This is a genomic window from Methylobacterium sp. J-076, assembly GCF_022829405.1.
In the GTDB taxonomy this organism is placed as follows: domain Bacteria; phylum Pseudomonadota; class Alphaproteobacteria; order Rhizobiales; family Beijerinckiaceae; genus Methylobacterium.
The window spans coordinates 112595-134642 of sequence record NZ_JAKSXW010000134.1 but is presented as its reverse complement, the minus strand read 5'-3'; the positions used below and the strand labels follow the sequence as shown (position 1 = coordinate 134642).

Genomic DNA, 22048 nt, shown 5'->3' with positions numbered 1-22048 from the left:
CGGCAGGTCAGACGAGCGGCAGGTAGCCGTAGGCAGCGATGCCCCCGGCGATGATGGCGAGCGCGGTCAGGGCCTCGCCCGTGAGGTCGAGGAACCGCAGGGCGCGGACGTGCGGCGTATCGGGACGAACAGGGGTGACGGGGGGAGGGACAGGGCGTGGCTGGCTCGGCGTTGCAGGTCACGTCGCCGGGCGAGGCTCCGGCATCCGCCTAGGCACCCTCCCTCCCCCTCTGCGGGGGAGGGACAGGGGGGTCAGCCCAGGGCCGCGGGGGCTGCGGCGGGGATCATCGCCTCCGGGCGCGAGGCCGGCACCGCCGACGCCTCCGCCCGCGCCGCCCCGCGCTCGCCGAAATGCGGCACCGCCTCCTCGAACACCCGGTCCGCCGCCGCCCGGTCCCCCGCCGCCACAGCATCCCGCAGGCGGGCGAGCCACGCATCGAGGCGCGGCCGGTCGGCGAAGATCGGCTGGGCCGCCATCACCCCTTCGATCCCCGGAAGCCCGATGCGGGGCTCCTCCCGGGCGAACAGGATCTCGTTCAGGCGCTCCCCGGGCCGGGCGCCGGTGAAGGCGATCTCGATCTCGGCGCCGGGCTCGAACCCCGCGAGCCGGATCATCCGCTCGGCCAACTCGGCGATACGCACCGGCTGGCCCATCTTCAGCACGTAGACGGCGGCCCGGTCGCCCCCGTCCGCCCGCGCCTCGCCGTCGGCGTGGGAGGCGGCGGTGAGGACGAGGTCGCAGGCCTCGCGCACCGTCATGAAGTAGCGGACCATGTCCGGGTGGGTCACCGTCACCGGCCCGCCGCGGGCGATCTGCGCCTTGAACACCGGCACCACCGAGCCGGCCGAGCCCAGCACGTTGCCGAAGCGCACGGCGATCAGCCGGGTCGGGTGGCCGGGCAGGGCCGCCTGCCCGGCATCGAGCGACTGGGCGATCATCTCGGCGAAGCGCTTGGTGACGCCGAGCTGCGAGACCGGCTCGATCGCCTTGTCGGTGGAGATCATCACCAGGGCGCGGGCCCGGGCCGCCACCGCCGCCTCGGCGACGTTGAGGGAGCCGAAGACGTTGGTCTTGATGCCCTCCTGCCAGTCCCGTTCGAGGAACGGCACCTGCTTCAGGGCGGCGGCGTGCATCACGTAGTCCGGCCGGAACGCCGCGATCACCGCGAAGGTGCGCTCCCGGTCGCGGATGTCGGCGATGACGCCGGTCACCTCCGCCGCGGATCCGAGGATCGCCGGGTGGCTGAGGATGCCGTGCAGCGCCGGCTCGGAGGATTCGAGCACCAGCACGGCGGCGGCGCCGAAGGCCACCGCCCGCAGGCAGATCTCCGAGCCGATGGAGCCCCCGCCCCCCGTCACCACCACCCGCCGGCCGGCGAGGAAGCCCTCCAGCCGCGGCCGGTCGATGGCGACGGTGGGGCGCAGGAGGAGGTCCTCGATCTCCAGCGGCGCGAGCTCCGGCCCCTGCGTCCCCTCCCCCAGCCCGACCACCCGGGCCAGCGGCAGGCCCAGGCGCCGGGCCCGGGCGATGAGGTCGTCCGGGGCGGATTCGGGGGCCAGGGCGCTCGGCGCCGCCACCAGCCGGCGGATCGGCTCGCCCCGGGCGCCGAGGTCCATCACCACCCGTTCGAGGTCCGCGAAGCCGCCGAGCACCGGCACGCCGCGCATGTACTGCCCCGCCTCGTTGCCCCGCGGCGACAGGATGCCCCGGGGCGCGAGCTTCTTCACCGAGCCCGCCTCGATGGCCCGCAGGAGCACGTCGATGTCCGAGCCGCGCCCGAGCAGCAGGGTCGGCACGGTGGCGGCGCGGGCGTTCGACTGCCGGGAGCGGCTGTATTTCAGGTAGCGGAACGCCGCCCGGGTCCCGCCGAGCAGGAAGATCTGCAGCACCCAATAGAGCAGGATCGCGATCTTGCCGAAGAAGTAGAAGCCGTACAGGTCCGAGGAGACCAGCACCCAGTCCACCACCAGCAGGACCAGGGCCAGCACGCTGGCCGCCCGGACGATGCCGGCGAGGTCCGGCAGGGAGGCGAAGCGCCACTTGGTCCGGTAGAGGCGGAAGCGGGCGTAGACCAGCCCGGCGACGACGAGGAACGGCGGCAGCAGCAGCGGCAGGGCGTGCAGGCGCTCGGCGAGCATCGCCCCCTGGAAGCGGAACAGGAAGGTGAGGACCACGGCCGCGACGGTCGCCGCGAGGTCGTGGGCCACCATCACCGCGGTCTTGGCGAGGCGCTGCTGCATCGGATCGGCGGGGGTATCCGCCCCGGCGCCGGGTCTGTCAACGGATGGGCCGTCACGCCTTCCTGCCGGGAGATCGTCGCAAGGCTCGTCCCGCTCCCGCCCTCATCCTTCGAGGCCGCCTCGCGGCACCTGAGGATGAGGGCGGGAATGGGAGCGAGGGCAGCGGGGTACGGGTATCGCCCCGATCTCCGGGGGCGAGACGGCCCTCACGCCGGCGCGAAATGCCCCCGGTACCGCGCCGCGATCCGCTCGACCGGCAGGGCGACGAAGACGTCCGTGGTGCCGAACTGCCGGTCGATCACCGCGCCGTCGCCGAAGGTCGCGCCGAGCCGCAGGTATCCCTTGATCAGCGGCGGCAGGGCCTGCAGCGCCGCCTTCGGGTCCACCGCCTCCCGGGAGAGCCGGTCCATCCGCACGGCCCGCTCCGGCAGGGCGCTGGCGCGCCACGCCTCGGGGGCGCGGGCGTGGTGGTGCAGGAACGACAGGGGCAGGGCGAGCTGGTCCGGGTCGGTCCCCTCCAGGGAGGCGCAGCCGATCAGCGCGTCGATCCGGTGGTGCAGGACGTAGGCGTAGATGCCCTGCCACAGCAGCTCCACCGTGCGCTTGCCCCGGTAGGGCTTCAGCACGCAGGAGCGCCCGAGCTCGAGGAGCCGCCGGCCCCCCTGGGCGGCGAGCACCGGCGACAGGTCGTACTCGCCTTCGGAATAGAAGCCGTGATGGCGCTCGGCGATCTCGCCCCGCAGCAGGCGGTAGGTGCCGACCACCTTGGGCCGGGGCACGCGGAACGGCGTCTTGGCCGGCTTGGCCGCCGCGTGGTCGAGGACCAGCAGGTGGTCGCACAGGGAATCGTAGGCGTCCGCGTCCCGCCGGGACAGGGAGGCGAGGCCGGTCGGCACCGCCGACATCTCCTCGTAGAACACCTTGAAGCGCAGCCGCTGCGCCCGGCGGATCTCCGAGCGGCGGGTGGCGAGGCGCACCTCCAGGTTGCCGATGCGCCCGAGGCTGCGGCCCTTCAGCCCGTCGGTGCCGGGATCCGGCAGGCGGATCGCGTCGGCCTCGGCCAGCACGTCGGCGATATCGGTGGGGGTGGGCCGGCGCTTCAGCTTGGCCAGCGGCGTCGTGACGCCCCACTGGACGCCCCGGTGCAGCCCGGCGCCCAGCGCCGCGTAGGCCTCGCGGTGGAACAGATTCGTGGCCATCGCCCCCTCGCAACGCGCGCCCGTCGGGGCGCCGCGAGACCCGACATCAGCATGCCGTGGCCACGGCATTATGACAGTCCGCCACCCATGCAAGCGCCCCGGCCGCGGGGCCGGGGCGCTCCTTCACACCGCAGGTGCGGCCGCGGTGTCACGCCGCCTTGCGGTCACCCTCGGCCACCTGACCCTCGATCACCGGCGCCGCGCTGCAGCGGTGCGAGGCGATCTCGATGCGCCGGGGCTTCTTGGCCTCCGGCACCTCGCGGACGAGGTCGACATGGAGCAGGCCGTTCTCGAGGACGGCACCGGTCACCTGCACGTGGTCGGCGAGCTGGAAGCGGCGCTCGAAGGTCCGGGCCGCGATGCCCTGATGCAGGAACTCGGCGCGCTTCTCGGCATCGACCTTGCGGTCGCCGCGCAGGGTGAGGGCGTTCTCCCGGACCTCGATCGAGAGGTCTTCCTCGGTGAAGCCCGCCACCGCGACGGTGATGCGGTAGGCGTTCTCGCCGGTGCGCTCGATGTTGTAGGGCGGATAGCTCGGAGCGGTCTCGGTGCTCGCGAACTGATCGAGGGCGGAGAACAGCCGGTCGAAGCCGACGGTGGAGCGGTAAAGGGGAGCGAGATCGAACTGACGCATGACATATCCTCTTTGAAGAGCAACATGTTGGTATGGTCCGCCGCGTGGGCCGGACCGGTCTCGGGTGCCGCCTGACGGCCGGCACAGACGGGATATCGGGGCCCCGGAACCGGGTCGCAAGACCCCCTCCGGGCCCCTGGAAACGGATTTTTGAGCGGTGCAGGGCTTGCTGCGCCGGGGGCTGGAGCGGGGAGTCGGCGCGCGTGACACGGTTCGACGGACGGGGCGGGAGCCAGCCGCCGATGCTCACCCTGCGGGATACGCCGGACAATCCCGCGCCCCCCGGCGGGACGATCCTGGCGGTGGGCACCCGCGACGATTGCACCCTCCGGGCGGCGACGTGGCAGCCCACCACCCGGACCTGCCGGGGCACCGTCACCCTGCTCCAGGGCCGGGCCGAGTTCATCGAGAAGTATTACGAGACGATCCGGGACCTGCGCGCCCGGGGCTTCGCGGTGGTCGCCTTCGACTGGCGCGGCCAGGGCGAGTCCGACCGGCGGGTCGAGGACCCCCACAAGGGACATGTGGCGCAGTTCGACGATTACCGCCTCGACCTGCTGGCGATCACGGAGGTGGTGCTGGCCCCGAAGATGCCCGGGCCGCATCTCTGCCTCGCCCATTCCATGGGCGGCTGCATCGCGCTGACCGGCGCCCTCGACGGGTGGCTGCCGTTCCGGCGGCTCGTGACCGTGGCGCCGATGCTGTCGATCCGGATGATCCGCTTCCCCATGGCGGCTTCGGTCCTGGCGCGGGGGCTGCACCGCCTCGGCTTCGGCCGCCGGTACATCCCCTTCGGCAAGCCGGTCTCGATCGCCACCAAGCCCTATTCCGGCAACCGCCTGTGCCGGGATCCGGGGCGCTATGCCCGCAACGCCGCCGCGGCGCGGCAGGTGGGGGCCGGGGCGGTGGGCGACCCCACCGTCGCGTGGCTCGCCGGGGCGTTCCGGGCCATGGCCCGCCTGCGCGACCCCCGCGCCGCGCCGCGGATCACCCTGCCGACGCTGATCGTGGCCGCCGGGGCGGACCCGGTCTGCGGCACGGCGGTGACCGAGCGCTTCGCCGCGCGCCTGAAGGCGGGGCACATCCTCGTGCTGCCGGATGCCCGGCACGAGATCCTGTCCGAGCGCGAGGCGATCCGCCAGGACTTCTGGGCGGCCTTCGACGGCTTCATGCCCGGCAGCGCGCTGCCGAGCCACGCCGAGGTCGAGGCGCATGCCGCGCCCGTGCCGGTGTAGGCGCCCCGCTCAGCCCGCGAGGTCGGGGTCGATGTCCCGGGGGCGGACGAAGTGCTCCAGCCGGCCCTGGCCCGCCTTGATCGCGCCCCAGCTCTCCGCCTCGAAGGCGAGCACCGCGAAGGCGGCCGTGGGAAATTCCGAGGCCAGCAGGGCGCGCAGGCCCCGCGGCCCCTCCCCCGCCAGCGTCACGGCGAGGTCCCCCAGGCCGGGGTTGTGGCCGACCACGATCAGGGTCCCGGCCCCGTCGGGGGCGGCGCGGATCGCGCCGAGGATGTCCCCGGCGGCGGCCTCGTAGATCTCCGGCACCGTCTTCTCCGGCGGATCGCCGAGGGCGCCCTTGATGGCGGCCCAGGTCTCCCGCGTCCGCTGCGAGGGCGAGACCAGGGCGAGGTCCGGGCGCAGCCCCTCCCCCGCGATCCGCTCGCCGACGACGGGCGCCGCCCGCTTGCCGCGCTTGTTCAGGGGCCGTTCGAGGTCCCGCACGCCCGCCGGCCGGTCGGACTTGGCATGGCGGAGGAGGATCAGGCGGCGCATCTCTCGTGTCCAATCGAGTTGTCTGACCCGTTCGTCTTCGCGAGCGGAGCGAAGCGATCCAGGGCAGCGCGAGGCTGGCGAGCGGGGCGCTGCTGGATTGCTTCGCTCCGCTCGCAATGACGACCAAGTCCTTGGGGAGACGTCTTAGCCGCAGCGCCCCTGGCGGCGAAGCTGATCGACGTCGAGCGTCCCAGGGCCTCCGCTGGCCTTGCCGGCGTCCCAGCCCTGCTGCAGTCGTTCCAGGGCCAGACTGTCCCGATGCTGCGACCACAGGCGTACCGCGTCGCGAACCGCCTCGCTCGTGGACGCGTATTCACCCGCCTCGACCGCATCATGCAGGCGCGCGGCCATCGGCTCGGGAAACACCACCGTCATCCGTCCGCGATCCGCCACTTCGAACCTCATCCGGCCGCTGCAACAGAGCGAACTATCCCTTGCGCCCCTCGCGCCGGGTCATGAAGGCGAGCTTCTCGAACAGGCTCACGTCCTGCTCGTTCTTGAGCAGCGCCCCGTGCAGCGGCGGGATCAGCTTGCGCCCGTCCTGCTCGCGCAGGGTCTCGGGCGAGACGTCCTCGGAGACGAGGAGCTTGAGCCAGTCGAGCAGTTCCGAGGTGGACGGCTTCTTCTTCAGCCCCGGCACCTCCCGGGTCTCCAGGAAGACCCGCAGGGCCTCCTCCACGAGGCGCCCCTTGATGCCCGGATAGTGCACCTCGACGATGGCGCGCAGGGTGTCCGCGTCGGGGAAGCGGATGTAGTGGAAGAAGCAGCGCCGCAGGAACGCGTCCGGCAGCTCCTTCTCGTTGTTCGAGGTGATGATCACCACCGGCCGCCGGACGGCCTTCACCGTCTGCCCGGTCTCGTAGACGTGGAACTCCATCCGGTCGAGTTCGGTGAGGAGGTCGTTGGGGAACTCGATGTCGGCCTTGTCGACCTCGTCGATCAGCAGCACCGGGCGCTCGGGGGCGGTGAAGGCCTCCCACAGCTTGCCGCGGCGGATGTAGTTGGCGATGTCCGAGACCTTCGGGTCGCCGAGCTGCGAGTCCCGCAGGCGCGAGACCGCGTCGTACTCGTAGAGCCCCTGCTGCGCCTTGGTCGTGGACTTGACGTTCCAGACGATCAGCGGGGCCTTCAGCCCCTTGGCGATCTCCTCGGCGAGCACGGTCTTGCCGGTGCCGGGCTCGCCCTTCACGAGGAGCGGGCGCTCCAGGGTGACGGCCGCGTTCACCGCCGCCGTCAGGTCGGGGGTGGCGACGTAGGTGTCGGTGCCGGAAAAGCGCATCGCGGTCTCGGTGGCTGGCCTGGATGCCTGTTTGGGCGGGAACCGGGCGAGGATGCAAATTGAAAGGGTGGTCTGCCCGATCCGGCTGCGTCGGAGGCTGTGGGTTGCCCGCCTCCGGCGTGCCCCTTCGGGTCCGGGCTCTTGCCTGCGGCAAGCCCCGGAATGACGGTGCGGGTTCTATGACAAACCTGTCAGTCCGGGGCCGCGCAGCGGAGCCCGGAACCCAGAGCCGTCCACCTCACCGGAGCGCTTGAAACGCTTCCACCTTGCTCGCGATCACGGCAAGAGCGCCCCTCACCCCTTCTCGTGCCACACGCAGTTGCGCGCCAGGATCTCGAGGTTCACGTCGGACTTCTGCGGCTGCGGCAGGGTCTTGCCGTCCATGGCGAGGTCGATCTTGATCTCCACCGTGCCCTTGCTCTCGTTCGCCCGGCGGGAGAAGTAGCAATATTGCTGGTAGGGCTGCTCGACGCCGTCCTTGAAGTTCCAGCCGGTGACGATCTGGCCGTCGAGGTAGGGCACCTGCTTGAACACCGTGAAGGTGGTGTTGACCTGGGCCTTCGAGGCCGGGGCCGCCTGCTCACCGAGCTGGGCCTTGGTCGGCGTCGGGGCGCCGGGGGCGAGCTTGGGCAGCCCTTCCAGCTTGAGGGTGTTGTCGGTGAGCGTGACCTCGCCCTTGGTCTTGAGGGTCACGTCGGCCAGGGCGGTCTGCATCGCCGCGGCGATCTTCTCCGCGGCCGTGTCGAACTGGTTCATAGTCGCCCAGCCATAGGCCGCCGCGCCGATCCCCGCCCCGGTCAGGCACAGGAAGGCGCCGAGCCCCAGGGCCCGGAACAGGAAGGCCCGGGCCGCGACGTAGCTCGAATCCGCGCGCAGCCGCGAGTTCACCTGCTGCGCGAGGGCGATGTTCTCGGGTGTCCCGGAGGCGACGTAGTTCATGCGCCCGCTCCCGCGGCAGGAAGGGTGGGGCCGGGCAGGCCGTGGGTCGGGGCGCCCTGCCCGGGCAGGGTCTGGCCCGGGAGCGACTGGGACGCCGCCGGGCGGTTCATCGGGATCACCGAGGCCTGGGGCGCGGCGGCCCGCACCACGGACGGGTTGGAGCGCAGGGCGTCGGCGATGGCGTCGAGCATGTAGGGCGCCGCCTCGGGGTTCACCGCCGCGCCGAGGTCGTCCTCGTCCATGAAGGTCCGCCGGGTCGAGACCGCGCACAGCGCCAGGATGGTCGAGGCGAAGGCGGCGCACAGGGCCGGCACGAACACGAAGATCCGCAGGAAGGCGTGCACCTGCTGTTCGGTGACGTCGATCGGGTCCACGCCGTAGACCATGGCCGTGAAGGAGTGCAGCTGCGAGCGGTTCACCGCGTTCCGGTAGGCCTGCTCGGCATCGGCCACGCGCCGGTCGGCGGCGCCGCGGTCGAGGCCGGCCCGGGCCTTGCGGGCCTCCTCCAGGTCCTTCACCAGCGCCGTCCGGTCGGCATTCGCCTTGGTCACGCCGCCGGAGAGGGCGGCGACCCGCGGATCGGCCACGCATTTCAGGTTCTGGTAGCGCATGCCCTTCGAGTTGGTGCCGAACACCCGCTCGCAGCGCTGCGCCGGGAGGCCGGCGAGCTGCTGGGCGTTGTCGGCGGCGCGCTTCTCGATCTGGTCCAGCTCGGCGGTGTACTGCGCCACCCGGGCGTCGGCGGCACCGATCCGGTCATTGATGGTGGCGCGGTCGGCCTGGGCATCCTTGAGGGCGGTCTTGGTGCGGGCCGCCTCCATCAGGCGGGGATGGAACATCATCTCGCCGAGCTGCGAGACGGACTTCGTGGTGACGCCCGCGGCGAAGACGATCCCGAGGATCGCGAGCCCGCGCACGAACACGGAGCGCTGCGTGCGGGCCAGGATGCCCAGGGGCACCCGGCACAGCTCCACCGCGGCGTAGACCAGCGGCGCTAGCAGCATGAAGTAGAAGGCGTGCCAGTCGCCGTCGCTGTAGACGCCCGCGAAGAGCCATGCGCCCGCCAGCGAGGCGCCGATCACCATGAACTCCACCAGATAGGCGATGGCGACGTAGCCCCACTTGATGCGGTAGCCCTTCTCCACGTGCCGCTGGTGGCGCCACCGGTCGGATTCGAGCCTCCACTCCCGGCGCTCACGGGCGATCTCGCGGCTCGGCGGGGCGTTCACGACCCGACCGGTCCGTGAGAAGATCGACTTCAGCGAATTCATCGGCCTCGTCACACGCGGCGCTCGATTGCGGATCGGGCGCATTTAACCCTCGATTGTTTCCCTATGCGGGCATTGTGCCGTTTTTGCGCCGCGTCCATGCGGTGCGGCGCAAGTCCTGCCCCGTGGGCGCAAATGCCTCATCGGCTGCCGTCCGCCATCCGGGGCGGATCGTCGGCGCCAGACGGTGCAACCCCCGGTTCCGGCAGCGTGCTTTTCGGCACGGTCCAGGCCGGACGGCGGTTGCCCGCGGGGCCTCCGGCGCCCATGATCGCGGCGCCATCCGGGCATCCCCGACGAGACGAGGTTCGAGCCGCCGCCGATGCCAGAGGTCCATACCGGCTCCTACAAGGAAGCGATCCTGTTCCTCGTCACGGCGGGGATCGTGGTCCCGCTGTTCCACCGGCTGCGGATCTCCCCGGTACTCGGCTTCATCGGCGCGGGCGCCCTGCTCGGCCCCTTCGGCCTCGGGCGGCTGGCGGCCCAGTGGCCCTCGGTCCACCTGTTCACCATCGGCAACCGCACGGAGATCTCGCACCTCGCAGAGTTCGGCGTGATCTTCCTGATGTTCATGATCGGGGTCGAGCTGTCCTGGGAGCGCCTGCGGACCCTGCGCCGCCTCGTCTTCGGCCTCGGCGCCCTGCAGACCGGCTGCTCGACCCTGATCCTGGCCGCCATCCTGTTCGGGCTCGACGTGCCCCTGACCGGGGCGGTGATCGTGGGCATCGGGCTCGCCCTGTCGTCCACGGCGGTGGTGCTGCCGGTGCTGGCCGAGCAGCGGCGGCTCAACACGCCGACGGGGCGGGCGAGCTTCGCCGTGCTGCTGTTCCAAGACCTCGCGGTGGCCCCCGTGCTGTTCGCCATCGCCGTGCTCGGCCAGGACACGGGCGGGGACAAGGGCCTCGCCCTGGCGCTGGCCCTCGGGCAGGCGGCGGTGGCCCTGGTGCTGATCGTGGTGGCCGGGCGGCTCGCCCTGCGCCCGCTGTTCCAGCTCGTCGCCCGCACCCGCTCGACGGAACTGTTCATGGCGGCCTGCCTCCTCGTCATCGTCGGCACGGCGCTGACGGCGGCGGCGAGCGGCCTGTCGATGACGCTGGGCGCCTTCGTCGCCGGGCTGCTGCTCGCCGAGACCGAGTACCGCCGGGCGATCGAGGCGACGATCGACCCGTTCAAGGGCCTTCTGCTCGGGGTGTTCTTCGTCTCGGTGGGGATGAACCTCGATCCGGCCCAGCTCATGGCCTCGCCGGGGGCGATCCTCGGCCTGTCCCTGGCGCTGGTCCTCATCAAGGCCGGCGTGGTGGTGATGGCCGGGCCGGTGCTCGGCCTGTCGCGGCCGGTGGCGCTGGAGACGGCCCTGCTCCTCGGGCCGGGGGGCGAGTTCGCCTTCGTGCTGATCGGCGGCGCCATGGCCACGGGCCTCGTGCCGGAGGAGGTCGGGGCCGCCGCCCTGATCGTCACCACGGTGACGATGATCCTGATCCCGGCGCTGGCCTCCCTCGGCCGCCGGATGGCCCGGCACGCCGCCGCCACCGCCAAGGGGCGCGTGGTGGCCGAGCCCCTGCCCGAGAAGGTCGAGAACCGGGTGATCATCGCCGGCTACGGGCGGGTCGGCCGGCAGGTGGGCGAGATGCTCGCCCGCCACCGCATCCCCTACATCGCCCTCGACTCGGACGCCGCCCGGGTCGCCGAGCAGCGCCGGGCCGGGGCGCCGGTCTATTTCGGCGATTCCGGCAACGTCGAGATCCTGCGCCACAGCGGCATCGACACCGCCCGCGCCCTCGTCGTCACCCTCGACACGCCCCGTTCGGTGGAGGAGGCGGTCACCGCCGCCCGGAGCGAGCGGCCGGACCTCACCATCGTCGCCCGCGCCCGCGACGCCCGGCACGCGGCGGCCCTGTACGAGCTCGGCGTGGACGACGCGGTGCCCGAGACGATCGAGGCCTCGCTGCAGCTGTCGGAGGCGGTGCTGGTGGATGTCGGGGTGCCCATGGGCCTCGTCATCGCCTCGATCCACGAGCGCCGGGACGAGTACCGGACCCTCCTCAAGAAGCGCGAGGGGGAGGCGAAGCCGGTCTTCCGGGCGCGGCGGACGGTGGGCAAGGCCCTGCCGCGGGCCGAGCCGGAGAAGCGGGATGCCGCCCGGCAGGAGAAGGCGGCCGGTCAGTCGGTGTGAGGGGCGGCGGCCCCGCCACCCGCGCCGGGGTGGCTTCGCCGCGCGCGCGATGACGGGGTCGGCAAACGGCCCTCTCCCACCCTCCACCTCATCCTGAGGTGCGGCGTAGCCGCCTCGTAGGAGGGCTCCGGGGATCGCGGAGCCGTCCGGAGCTCTCCTTCGAGGCCCGCTGCCGTGGGCGCATCAGGATGGGGAGGAGGGTGGGGGCGATGCCGCACCGGTCCCCACAGGGCGCCGAAAAAGGGAACCCGGCCCGATCCGATCACCTCCACGACCCATCAATTCGCCGCTCAGGCCGGGGGCGGGGCCGCCTCCTCCCGCGGGGCGCTCCTGCGGGGCGTGCGGGTGCGGGCCACCGGCTCGTATCCCTCCGCGAAGCTGCACCGGTAGGTGATCTCGTCGGGGGCGCCGAGGCCGGTCACCAGGGGGACGGTGACCGTGTCGCCCTGGAAGCGCCAGCCGCGGGCGCCCTTGTCCCAGTACAGCCAGACGGTGCCGGGAAAGCCCCGCAGGCTGAACACGGCCGCCTTGCGCGACAGCGCCTGGACAGCGCGCGGCGCATACATCCCCCTGTCCCGGTAGGCCGCCCGCGTCGCCTCGGGCTGCCGATCCATGAAGGTGTTGCGCACCACTTGAATCGTCGCGCCCGGCTTCGCCAGAAACCGTTTGAACTCGGGTAAACTACGCAGGATGACCGCCACGGCAGGTCTCCTCGACACCGGCTCCCGCCCGCAGGATCGCGGACGCACCACCGTTCCGGATGAGTTGGGGTGATTCCCGTGACGGTTTCAGTGACTGCGCGAGTGGCACATGGCAGGATATCAACAGGAATCCGGGTTTATGCCCAGATTCCAGCCCTGGAATGCGAGTCCAGCCCCCCGGGGGTACCGCCAAAGTCTTCCGCAGCGCGGCATTACACTTAACGCCAAGCCACCAAGACTCTGGCCCGATTCGCGGCGATTCGCGGGCGGTGCCGCGAAGAGTCTCGCGGCATTGCAACGCCCGGCCCGGCGCGCGACTCTGTCGCAGGCCTTCGGGCAGGGCCCGCCGGCGGGGCCATTCGGCCCTTGACCCCGGCGCGGGGCGCGCGCGTTGTCGGGCCATGCTGCTCCAGTTCTTCACGGGCCTGCGCGAGGCGAAGGTCCCCGTCACCCTCAAGGAGTACCTCGTCCTGCTCGGGGCGCTGGACCGCGACCTGCCGGGCAAGAGCGTGGAGGAATTCTATTTCCTGTCCCGCACGGCGCTCGTGAAGGACGAGGCGCATCTCGACCGGTTCGACCGGGTCTTCGGCACGGTGTTCAAGGGGCTGGAGACCGTGGGCGAGGCGGTGGACGCCGTGCCGATCCCCGAGGAGTGGCTGCGCAAGCTCGCGGAGAAGTACCTCACCGAGGCCGAGAAGGCGGAGCTGAAGGCGCTCGGCTGGGACGCGTTGTTCGAGACGCTGAAGCAGCGCCTCGCCGAGCAGAAGGAGCGCCACCAGGGCGGCTCGAAATGGATCGGCACCGGGGGCACCTCGCCCTTCGGCGCCTATGGCTACAACCCGGAGGGGATCCGCATCGGCCAGGACGGCAACCGCAACTTCCGGGCGGTGAAGGTCTGGGACCGGCGCGAGTTCCGGGATTTCGACGACAAGGCCGAGATCGGCGCGCGCACCATGCGCCTCGCGCTCCGGCGCCTGCGCCGCTTCGCCCGGGCGGGGGCGGCGGACGAGCTCGACCTCGACGGGACGATCCGGGCCAGCGCCCGGCAGGGCTACATCGACGTGAAGATGCGCCCCGAGCGGCGCAACGCGGTGAAAGTGCTGCTCTTCCTCGATGTCGGCGGCTCGATGGACTGGCACGTGGAGCAGGCCCAGGCCCTGTTCTCCGCCGCCCGGTCGGAGTTCAAGCACCTGGAGCACTTCTACTTCCACAACTGCGTCTACGAGGGCGTCTGGACCGAGAACGCCCGGCGCCACGACGCCCGCACGCCGCTGGCCGACGTGATCCGCACCTATGGCAGCGACTACCGCCTCGTCTTCGTCGGCGACGCCTCCATGAGCCCCTACGAGATCGCCGTGCCCGGGGGCTCGGTGGAGCACTGGAACGAGGAGCCGGGCGCGGCCTGGCTCGGGCGCCTGCTGGGACACTTCCACAAGGCGGCGTGGCTCAACCCCGTGCCCGAGACCCACTGGGGCTACACCCAGTCCATCGGGATGGTGCAGCGCCTGATGGAGGGCCGGATGTTCCCGCTGACGCTGGAGGGCCTCGACGCCGCCGCGAGGGCGCTGGTGCGCTAGCGAGGGCGCAGGTGCGCTTGCGAGGGAGCAGGTGCGCGAGGGGGCGTGGGATCCCGGGGGCGTGGCGCCCTGTCCGGGATCCCCGGTGTCCCTCAGCCCTGCTGGGCGGGGGTGGTGACCGTGAGCCCGTCGAATTCGGGGGTGATCTTGATCTGGCAGGAGAGGCGCGAGTTCTCGCGCACGTCGGTGGCGAAATCGAGCATGTCCTGCTCCATGTCCTGGGCCTTGCCCACCACGTCGATCCAGGCATCCGCGACGTAGACGTGGCAGGTGGCGCAGGCGCAGGCGCCGCCGCATTCCGCATCGATGCCGGGCACGTTGTTGCGCAGAGCCGTCTCCATCACGGTCGCGCCGACGCTGCCCTCGACGGTGCGCTCCGTCCCGGCGTGATCGACGTAGGTGATCTTGGGCATGCTCAAAGGCTCCTCGTGCGCGCAGGGCCGCGTGGCGGCTCGGCGGACGGCGGTGATTGATTGGCGGCTCGCAGGGCGGAAAGCAAGCGCATCGACGCGCCCGGCGGGGGTCCCGAGGGGCGACCTTTCGAAGCCTCAGGCCCCGGCCTCGATCTCCGCCACGGCGGCGGCGACGGCCTCCGCCAGGGCCGCGACCGCCTCCCCCGCCTCCGGCGACCCCGCCCGCAGGCACGCCTCGGCCGTGCCGGCGCGGGCCTGGACCCGGCCCGCGCCGATGCCCGCCGCCGAGCCCCGCAGCGTGTGGGCGATCTCCGCCCGGCGGAGGGCGGGGAGCGCGGCGTCGGTCAGGCCCTGCACCAGACGGTTGCACTCGCCCGCGAACAGGACGAGCACCTCGCGGGCGAGGTCGGAATCCCCGCCGGTCTGCGCGTCGAGGGCGTCCCGGTCGATTTCTGCCATCGGTGACCCCGCAATCCACATCCTATCGCCCGTCCGGACCCGTCCCTCGCCTCGCGCTCACGGCCCGTCCCTGGCACCATGGCGGCGCCCACCGGGCCGGCTGCGGTAACCATTCGGTTAATGTTTGCTGGGGTCGGCCACCCGCGACGGTATCGGGACGGGGTGCCGGACCCTAGGCTCGGGTGGTAAACGGGAAGTTGCGTCTTCGGCATGCAAGTGCCGGACCCGTGCGTGCGAGGCGTTGGATGGCGACGGAAAAGAAGCTGAAGGACCCGGCCGAGGCCGCGCTCTCAGCCATCGAGCAGGCCCTGAGCCTCGACGCCCTGATGCGCGACGGGGGTGCCCGTGCGGAGCCCCGCCTGCCGGATGTCGGCGACACCGAGCCGCTCCTCGACGGCGGGCGCGACGCGTCCGGCCGCCTGCCCCCTCCCCGCCTCGACATCGACCGGCCGCCCGTCGCCGCCGCCGCGGCCCTGCCGCAGGACCCGCCGCTCGCGTCCGACGTGCCGCCGCCGGACCTCGACCGCCCCCGCCGGGAGGGCGGCCTGCTGCCGCCCGACCGTTCCCTCGTGGCCAACGACGACCGGCGCAACATCGGCATCCTGCAGCAGACCCTGCGGGTCCGCCCCTCGCGCAAGCCCTACATGGTGGCGGTCGGCGCCGGCCTCGCCTGGATCGCCGGCCTCACCGCCATCGCCTGGACCCAGTCGGGCGGCGACCTCGCCGGCTTCGCCCGCGAGCTTCCCCCGCTGCAGGCCATGGGGGCCGTCTCGGCGCTCTTCGGGCCGGCGATCCTGTTCGTCGTGACCGCGATGCTCGCGGTGCGCGCCCAGGAGATGCGCCTCGTGGCCCGGGCGGTCGGCGAGGTCGCCGTGCGGCTCGCCGAGCCGGAGAGCTTCTCCACCGACGCCGTCCTCACCATGTCGCAGACCGTGCGCCGCGAGGTCGCCGCGGTGGGCGACGGCGTCGAGCGCGCCCTGGCCCGGGCGGGCGAGCTGGAGACCCTGGTGCGCGGCGAGATCGCCACCCTGGAGCGGGCCTATTCCGACAACGAGATCCGCATCCGCTCCCTGGTCGATGAGCTGGTCGCCCAGCGGGAGGCCATCGTCACCAACGCCGAGCGGGTGCGCGGCGCCATCGCCGGCTCCCACCAGAACCTCAGCCAGGAGCTGGACGGGGCGGCCCAGCGGATCGTGTCGGCCCTCGACGGGGCCGGCGAGCGCGTCACCGGGGCGCTGGACGCCCGGAGCGCGGCCATCACCTCCTCCCTCGGCGAGGTGGGCGAGCGCGTCACCGGCCTGATGAGCGAGCGCGGCGACGCGCTGATCGAGCGCCTGTCCCAGACGGGCACGGGCGTCCGCGACAGCCTGGAGGGCGTGGGGGCCGAGCTGGTCCGCACCTTCGAGGTGCGCACGGCCGACCTCACCGGCTCCTTCGAGGCCACGGGGCAGGCCCTCACCGGGCGGCTCGCGGAGAGCGCGGGCCGGGTGGCCGACACCCTGGCCGAGACCGGGGCCGGCGTCGGCGCCGCCATCGAGCGCCAGGGCCAGGCGGTGCGGGAGAGCTTCGAGCGCTCCGCCAGCGGCCTGGAGACCGCGTTCCTCGCCCGCGGCACCGAGCTGACCGAGCGTTTCGCCGCCACCGGCGCGGCGATCACCGGGCGCTTCTCCGAGGTCGGCGCCGCCTTCGCCGAGGACCTGTCGGGCCGGGGCACCGCCCTGCGCGGCGAGATCGAGACGGCGGGGCGCGACATCGTCGGCGCCATCGCTGAGAGCGGCCGGACGGCGCAGGACACCCTCGCCCAGGCGGCGGACGGCGCGGCGGCGACGCTGGTGGCCCGGGCCGACGCGGTGCGCGACGACCTCGTCGGGGCCGCCGAGCGGATCGGCGAGGCCGTCACCGGCCGCGGCGGCGAACTGGTCGGGCGGATGGACGGCATCGTCGCCCGCCTGCACGAGACCATCGCCGTCGAGGGGGCGGGCCTGGAGAGCCGCCTCGACGCGGCGGCCGAGCGCGCGAGCGGCCTCGTGGCCGGGCGCACCCGGGAGGCGGCCGAGGGGCTGGAGGCCGCCTTCACGGCCCTGGGCCGCGGCTTCGAATCCGGCGCGGGCGACGCCGTGCGCAGCCTGCGCAGCAGCGTCGAGCACCTGTCGGGCGAGATCGACGGCCGGGCGAACGAGGCGGCCGAGGCCATCCGCGCCGCCGCCGCCACGGCGGGCGAGGCCGCCGAGACGCGGGTCGCCGAAGCCGCCACCCGCCTCACCGAGAGCCTCGGGACCCTGCGCACCGCCTCCGCCGAGGTGACCGGGGCGATCGAGGCCGAATCCGCCATCCTCCTGACCCGCTTCCGCGACGCCGCCGACCGGGCGGGCGAGGAGCTGGGCTCCCGCGGCGCCGCCGCCGTGGCCGAGCTGCGCAAGGCCCTGGAAGGGCTCGAAGGGGAACTCGCCGCCCGCACCAGCGCCACCACCGGCGCCCTGGAGCGCGCCGCCGCCCAGGTCGCGGCCGACCTGTCGAGCCGCCTCGGGGAGATCGAGACGACCTTCGGCGCCCACGGGCGCGACGTCGCCGACCTGCTCTCCACCCATGCGGAGGAGACCCACGCCCGCATCGCCGGCACCGGCCGGGACATCGTGCTCGCCGTGGCCAACCAGGGCGCGCGCATCGCCGACACCCTCGGCCGCTCCGGCGACGCCTTCGCCGAGACCGCCGACGGGCGGGTGAAGGTCATCGAGGAGGTGCTGGGCAGCCGCCTCGCCGCCCTGCAGGACACCATCGCCCGCGGCGACATCCTCGCCGACCGGATCGGCCGCGACACCGCCGTCCTCGGCGAGACCGTGGGCGCGCAGCTCGATGAGGTGACGCGCCTGATCGCCGACCGCGGACAGGCCGTGGCGGAGACCATCGCCGGGCAGGCCCGCGAGGCCGGGACCCTCATCGAGACCCATCTCGAGACCCTCGAGGCGCGCTCCGCCAAGCGCACCGCCGAGGTCGCCGAGACCGTCGCCACCCTCGTCGGCCAGGTGGAGGGCCAGCTCGGCAGCCACACCGCCGCCCTGGACGAATCCCTCGCCGCCCGCACCGCCGCCCTCACCGAGGCGCTGTCGGCCCGCACCGCGGCGCTGGACGAATCCCTGTCCGCCCACGCCACGGCGCTGGACGAGTCCTTCTCCACCCGCACCGCCGCCCTGGACGACTCCCTCTCGGCCCGCACCGCCGCCTTGGACGAGTCCCTGTCCGCCCACGCCGCCGCCCTGGACGGCTCCCTGTCGGCCCGCACCGCCGCCCTGGACGAGTCCCTGTCGGCCCGTGGCGGTGAACTCGCCCGCATCGTCGAACACGGCGGGCGCGGCCTCACGGAGGCCGTGGACGCGCACCTCGCCGGCGCCGCCCGGGACTTCGAGGCCCGCTCCGCCGGCTTCGGCTCCGAGATCGAGCGCCGCACGGCCGAGATCGCCCGCGCCCTCGATTCCGGCGCCGAGCGGTTCGACGGCACCGTCCTGCGCCGCCTGGAGGAGATCGGCGCGACCCTGGAGGAGCGCGCCCGCCTCGTGGACGAGAGCTTCGGGTCGCAGGCCTTCGAGGCGATCCGCCTGATCGAGGCGCGCACCCGCGCCGTCGATGCCGAGTTGTCCCAGCGCACCCGCGAGCTGGTGGAGGCCATCGAGAGCCGCACGGGCGGGCTCGATGACGCCATGGCCGGGCGCGTCGCCGCCCTCACGGGGGCCGTCGAGGAGCGCACCCGCGCCCTCGAAGCCTCCCTCACGGAGCGGGTCGGGGAGATCACCCGCCTCGTGGACGAGCGTGCCGGCGCGGCCGATGCCGCCCTGGCGGCCCGCACCGAGGATGTGCGCACCGCCTTCGCCGAGCGCTCCGACCTCCTCGGGCGGCTCATCGACGAGCGCACCGCGGCGATGTCGCAGGAGCTGGACGAGAAGGGCCGGGCGGTGTTCGGCGTCATCGGCGGCCGCATCACCGAGCTCGCCCGCCTGTTCGACAGCGGCAGCACGTCGCTCGCCACCCTCATCGACAGCCGCGGCGAGGGCGTCCTCGCCAAGCTGCAGCAGACCATCGCCGACGCCGAGCGGATGCTGGAGGAGGGCGAGGGGCGCCTCGGCCACACCCTGGCGAGCCGCACCGGCGACATCAGCGGCCTGCTGGACGAGGGCGTCCGCACCGTCCACGGCCTGCTGGACGACCGGACCAACCAGATCCGCACCATGCTGGACGGCCACGCCCAGACCCTGGTGGAGACCCTGGACGGGCGCACCGGCCCCCTCAGCGAGGCCCTGGACGGCCGCGGGCGGGACCTCGTCGCGGCCCTGGAGGGGGCGCTGGGCGCCGCCGCCGGTGCCCTGGAGAGCCGCACCGACGCCCTCGGCAGCCTGTTCGACACGCGCCTCGGGCGCCTGGAGGACCTGGTCGAAGGCCGGGGCACCCGCCTCGCCGAAACCCTCGACGCCCGCGCCGAGGGCCTGCGCGCCCTGTTCGAGGAGGCCCAGGCCACCCTCGACGCCGCGGTGGAGAGCGGCAGCGGCCGCTTCGCCACCTCCGTCGATACCCGGCTCGCGACCCTGCGCACCCTCCTCGAGGAGGCGCCCGCCGCCGTCGCGGCCCTGGTCGAGGGCCGCGAGCGCCAGCTCGCCGCGACCCTCGACAGCCGCACCCAGCGCCTGCGCGCCCTGTTCGAGGAGGCGCAGGACGGCCTGCGCGACCTCGTGGAGACCCGCGGCGGCGACATCGCCCAGGCGATCGCCACCCAGACCGACGCGCTGCGCACCGTCCTCGACACCGCCCCGGCCGGCGTCACCGACCTGCTCGACGCGCGGCTCGCCACCCTGCAATCCACCTTCGACGAGGCCAGGGCGGCCATCGACGGGCTCCTCGAGACCCGCAGCCGCGGCCTGATCGAGGCGGCCGACAGCCGGACCACCGCCCTCACCGAGGTGTTCGAGGCGCGCCTGCGTGACCTCGACGGGGTGGTCGAGGGGCGGACCCAGGACCTGACCCGCGAGGTCGATGCCCGGGCGGACGCCTTCACCCAGCGGATCGACAGCCGCATCCAGCGGTTCGCGCACCTCGTTGGCCAGCGGGCGGACGCCCTCGCCTCGGCCTTCGACGAGCGCCACGACGCCTTCGCCGGCCTCCTGGACGAGCGCACCGCCGGCCTCGGCGCGGCCCTGGACCAGCGCGCCCGCGCCCATGCCGAACAGGTCGAGGCCCACACCGCGGCCCTGGCCGCGACGCTCGCCGCCCGCGAGGCGGCGCTGGCCGCCCTCATCGACCAGCGGGCGGAGGCCATGGGCATGGGCTTCGAGCGCCGGGCCAACGCCCTCGGCTCCCTGGTGGATGCCCGCGGCGAGGCCCTGGCCCGCCGGCTGGCAGAGAGCGCCGAGGCCCTGGTGCGGGCGATCGAGGACCGGGGCGGTGCCCTGCTCGACAGCCTCAACACCAGCGGCCACACGGTCGGCACGGAGCTGGAAGGCCATGTCGCACGGTTCCGCTCGGCGGTGGACGGCCCCATGCGCGACCTCGCCGACGCCCTGTCCGACCGGGCGGGGACCATCGAGCGGGTGCTGGCCGAGACCGGCCTGCCCCTGGCCGAGACCCTGCGCACCAGCACCGAGCGCCTCGCGATCCAGACCCGCGCCTCCGCGGACATCCTGCGGGCGGCGGTGGACGAGGGCGCGGCCCGCACCCTCGCCGACCTCGCCGAGACGAACGACCGGATGACCCGGGAGCTCGGCGGCGTGATCGTGCGCGTCGAGAGCGCCAACGCGGCGCTCGCCGGCCTCGTGGCCGGGGCCGACTCGAACCTCGGCTCCATCGAGCGCAACCTCTCCGGCCGCCTGTCCCAGATCCACACGGAGCTGGAGCGGGTCGCCGCCGAGACCGGCCGGGCCGGGGCCGACGTCTCGGCCCAGGTCGAGGCCCTGCGCGACGTCTCGGAAGGCGCCCTGCGGGAGGCCAACGGCCTCGCCCGCAGCCTCGACGGGGCGGCGAACTCCCTCGGCGCCGTCGAGACGCGGCTCTCCACCGCCCTCGTCGATCGGGAGCGCGCCCTCGCCGCGGCCCTGGCCGAGTTCGAGGCCCGGGCCGAGACCCTCGAGTCCCGCGGCGCCGTCTTCGCGGGCCAGATCGACAAGGTCCTGCGCGACGCCGAGACCCGGGCGCGCTCGCTCAGCGAGGCCCTGTCCCGCTCCGCGGAAGGGGCCGGCGCCCAGGTGGCCGGTGCCTTCGCGGGCCTGAAGGATGATGCCGGTGCGCAGGCCGAGCAGGCCGCGGCCGGCGTGCGCGCGGCCCTCGACGCCGCGGCCAGGGAGATGCACGAGGGGCTGGAGGAGGCCCAGGGCCGCCTCGGCGAGTCCGTCTCCAGCCTGCGGGAGATGGCCAGCGCGATCCGCAGCGAGCTCGATGCCACCCGCGCCGACCTCGCCAAGGGCGTCCTCGAACTGCCCCGGGAGACGCAGGACGCGGCCGGGGAGATGCGCCGGGTCGTGGCCGATCAGATCAAGGCCCTGCACGAGCTGTCGGCCCTGGTCGCCAGGACCGGCCGCTCCGTGGACGTCGCCCAGCCGATGGCCCAGTCCTTGACCCAGCCCCAGCGGCGGGTCGCGGAGGGTGGCGGCCGGTCGGTCTCCGCCCCGGTCTCCGCCCCGGCGGCCTCGGCCGCCCCCGCGCCGGTCGCGGCGGCCCCGAGCCCCGTTCCGGTGCAGGCCCCGGCCGTGGCCCAGGCCCCCCGCGCCACCCCGGCCCGCAGCGAGGCGCGCCCCGCCACGCCGCGCCCGGCCACCCCGGCGGTCGCCGGGGCGGGCAACAACAAGCGGGGCTGGCTCTCCGACCTCCTCACCCGCGCCTCGCTCGACGAGGACGAGGAGGGCCCGACGCCCGACGCCCCGGCCACCCCGGCCCGCGGCGGGACGGGCGCGCAGGCCTCCGCCCCGACCCAGGCGCCGTCGCCCGCCCCGTCCCCTGCCCCGCGCAACGGGAAGGCGGCGGCCGAGACCGGCCGGATCGCCCTCGACACGATCTCCAGCGACATCGCGCGGATGATCGAGCACCGCACGGCGGTGGACCTGTGGGAGCGCTACCGCCGGGGCGAGCCGAACCTGTTCACCCAGCGGATCTACACCGCCCAGGGACAGGCGACCTTCGCCGAGATCCAGCGGCGCTACCGCTCGGACCAGGAGTTCCGCCGGAGCGTCGACCGCTACGTCAGCGAGTTCGAGCGGCTGCTCGGCGACGTGGTCAAGAACGACCCCGACGCCAAGCGCACCGACGCCTACCTCACCTCGGAGACGGGCAAGGTCTACACGATGCTGGCCCATGCCAGCGGGCGCTTCGAGGGGGCGTAGGCGCCGCCGCCGCATCGTCCGCCGGAGGGGACACCCGTTCG

15 protein-coding genes are annotated in these 22048 nt (G+C 73.6%); 4 read left to right on the top strand and 11 right to left on the bottom strand.

The genetic code is table 11. The features are described from left to right. Positions 1-252: 252 nt before the first annotated feature. The 3 genes from MKK53_RS17965 to MKK53_RS17955 all read right to left on the bottom strand — a co-directional run bounded on the left by MKK53_RS17965 (position 253) and on the right by MKK53_RS17955 (position 4074). A complete protein-coding gene (locus MKK53_RS17965; RefSeq protein ID WP_243930077.1) occupies positions 253-2241 on the bottom strand; it encodes an SDR family NAD(P)-dependent oxidoreductase in 1989 nt (662 codons plus the stop codon). Positions 2242-2447: 206 nt separating this feature from the next. Next, a complete protein-coding gene (locus tag MKK53_RS17960; RefSeq protein WP_243930076.1) occupies positions 2448-3440 on the bottom strand; it encodes a GNAT family N-acetyltransferase in 993 nt (330 codons plus the stop codon). A gap of 148 nt (positions 3441-3588) precedes the next feature. Next, positions 3589-4074 (bottom strand): Hsp20 family protein, encoded by a 486-nt coding sequence (locus tag MKK53_RS17955; RefSeq protein WP_243930075.1) that lies wholly within the window; start codon positions 4072-4074, stop codon positions 3589-3591. A gap of 242 nt (positions 4075-4316) precedes the next feature. On the opposite strand from MKK53_RS17955, the gene MKK53_RS17950 reads away from it, so the two are divergent. After that, positions 4317-5309, top strand: coding sequence for an alpha/beta fold hydrolase (locus MKK53_RS17950; protein ID WP_243930083.1), 993 nt, complete (start codon positions 4317-4319; stop codon positions 5307-5309). Positions 5310-5318: 9 nt separating this feature from the next. On the opposite strand, the gene MKK53_RS17945 is transcribed toward MKK53_RS17950, so the two are convergent. From MKK53_RS17945 to MKK53_RS17925, 5 genes are all read right to left on the bottom strand, one after another. Beyond that, positions 5319-5843, bottom strand: coding sequence for a SixA phosphatase family protein (locus tag MKK53_RS17945; RefSeq protein ID WP_243930074.1), 525 nt, complete (start codon positions 5841-5843; stop codon positions 5319-5321). A gap of 144 nt (positions 5844-5987) precedes the next feature. Then, on the bottom strand, positions 5988-6218 hold the full coding sequence (locus MKK53_RS17940) for a type II toxin-antitoxin system ParD family antitoxin (protein WP_243930073.1): 231 nt from the start codon (positions 6216-6218) through the stop codon (positions 5988-5990). A gap of 52 nt (positions 6219-6270) precedes the next feature. Continuing rightward, positions 6271-7122: an AAA family ATPase gene (locus tag MKK53_RS17935; RefSeq protein ID WP_243930072.1), complete on the bottom strand. Its 852-nt coding sequence runs from the start codon at positions 7120-7122 to the stop codon at positions 6271-6273. 294 nt (positions 7123-7416) lie between these two features. Then, positions 7417-8061: a hypothetical protein gene (locus tag MKK53_RS17930; protein WP_243930071.1), complete on the bottom strand. Its 645-nt coding sequence runs from the start codon at positions 8059-8061 to the stop codon at positions 7417-7419. After that, positions 8058-9332 (bottom strand): ATPase, encoded by a 1275-nt coding sequence (locus MKK53_RS17925; RefSeq protein WP_243930070.1) that lies wholly within the window; start codon positions 9330-9332, stop codon positions 8058-8060. Before MKK53_RS17925 ends, MKK53_RS17930 begins: the two co-directional genes overlap by 4 nt. Positions 9333-9651: 319 nt before the next feature. Between MKK53_RS17925 and MKK53_RS17920 the strand changes: the two genes are divergently transcribed. Beyond that, the gene (locus MKK53_RS17920; protein ID WP_243930069.1) at positions 9652-11502 is read left to right on the top strand and encodes a cation:proton antiporter; all 1851 of its coding nucleotides are present in this window, start codon (positions 9652-9654) and stop codon (positions 11500-11502) included. A 290-nt stretch (positions 11503-11792) separates the two neighbouring features. Here MKK53_RS17920 and MKK53_RS17915 read toward each other — a convergent pair whose 3' ends face one another. Then, positions 11793-12203: a hypothetical protein gene (locus tag MKK53_RS17915; RefSeq protein WP_243930068.1), complete on the bottom strand. Its 411-nt coding sequence runs from the start codon at positions 12201-12203 to the stop codon at positions 11793-11795. Positions 12204-12604: 401 nt separating this feature from the next. Here MKK53_RS17915 and MKK53_RS17910 point away from each other — a divergent pair, with 401 nt between their 5' ends. Further along, a complete protein-coding gene (locus tag MKK53_RS17910; protein WP_243930067.1) occupies positions 12605-13780 on the top strand; it encodes a vWA domain-containing protein in 1176 nt (391 codons plus the stop codon). A 92-nt stretch (positions 13781-13872) separates the two neighbouring features. Here the strand turns inward: MKK53_RS17910 and MKK53_RS17905 are convergent, their stop codons facing one another. Further along, positions 13873-14193 (bottom strand): 2Fe-2S iron-sulfur cluster-binding protein, encoded by a 321-nt coding sequence (locus tag MKK53_RS17905; RefSeq protein WP_243930066.1) that lies wholly within the window; start codon positions 14191-14193, stop codon positions 13873-13875. Positions 14194-14328: 135 nt separating this feature from the next. Then, positions 14329-14652, bottom strand: coding sequence for an Hpt domain-containing protein (locus MKK53_RS17900; RefSeq protein WP_243930065.1), 324 nt, complete (start codon positions 14650-14652; stop codon positions 14329-14331). A 245-nt stretch (positions 14653-14897) separates the two neighbouring features. Between MKK53_RS17900 and MKK53_RS17895 the strand changes: the two genes are divergently transcribed. Next, the gene (locus tag MKK53_RS17895; RefSeq protein WP_243930064.1) at positions 14898-22007 is read left to right on the top strand and encodes an apolipoprotein A1/A4/E family protein; all 7110 of its coding nucleotides are present in this window, start codon (positions 14898-14900) and stop codon (positions 22005-22007) included. The last annotated feature ends 41 nt before the right edge of the window (positions 22008-22048 follow it).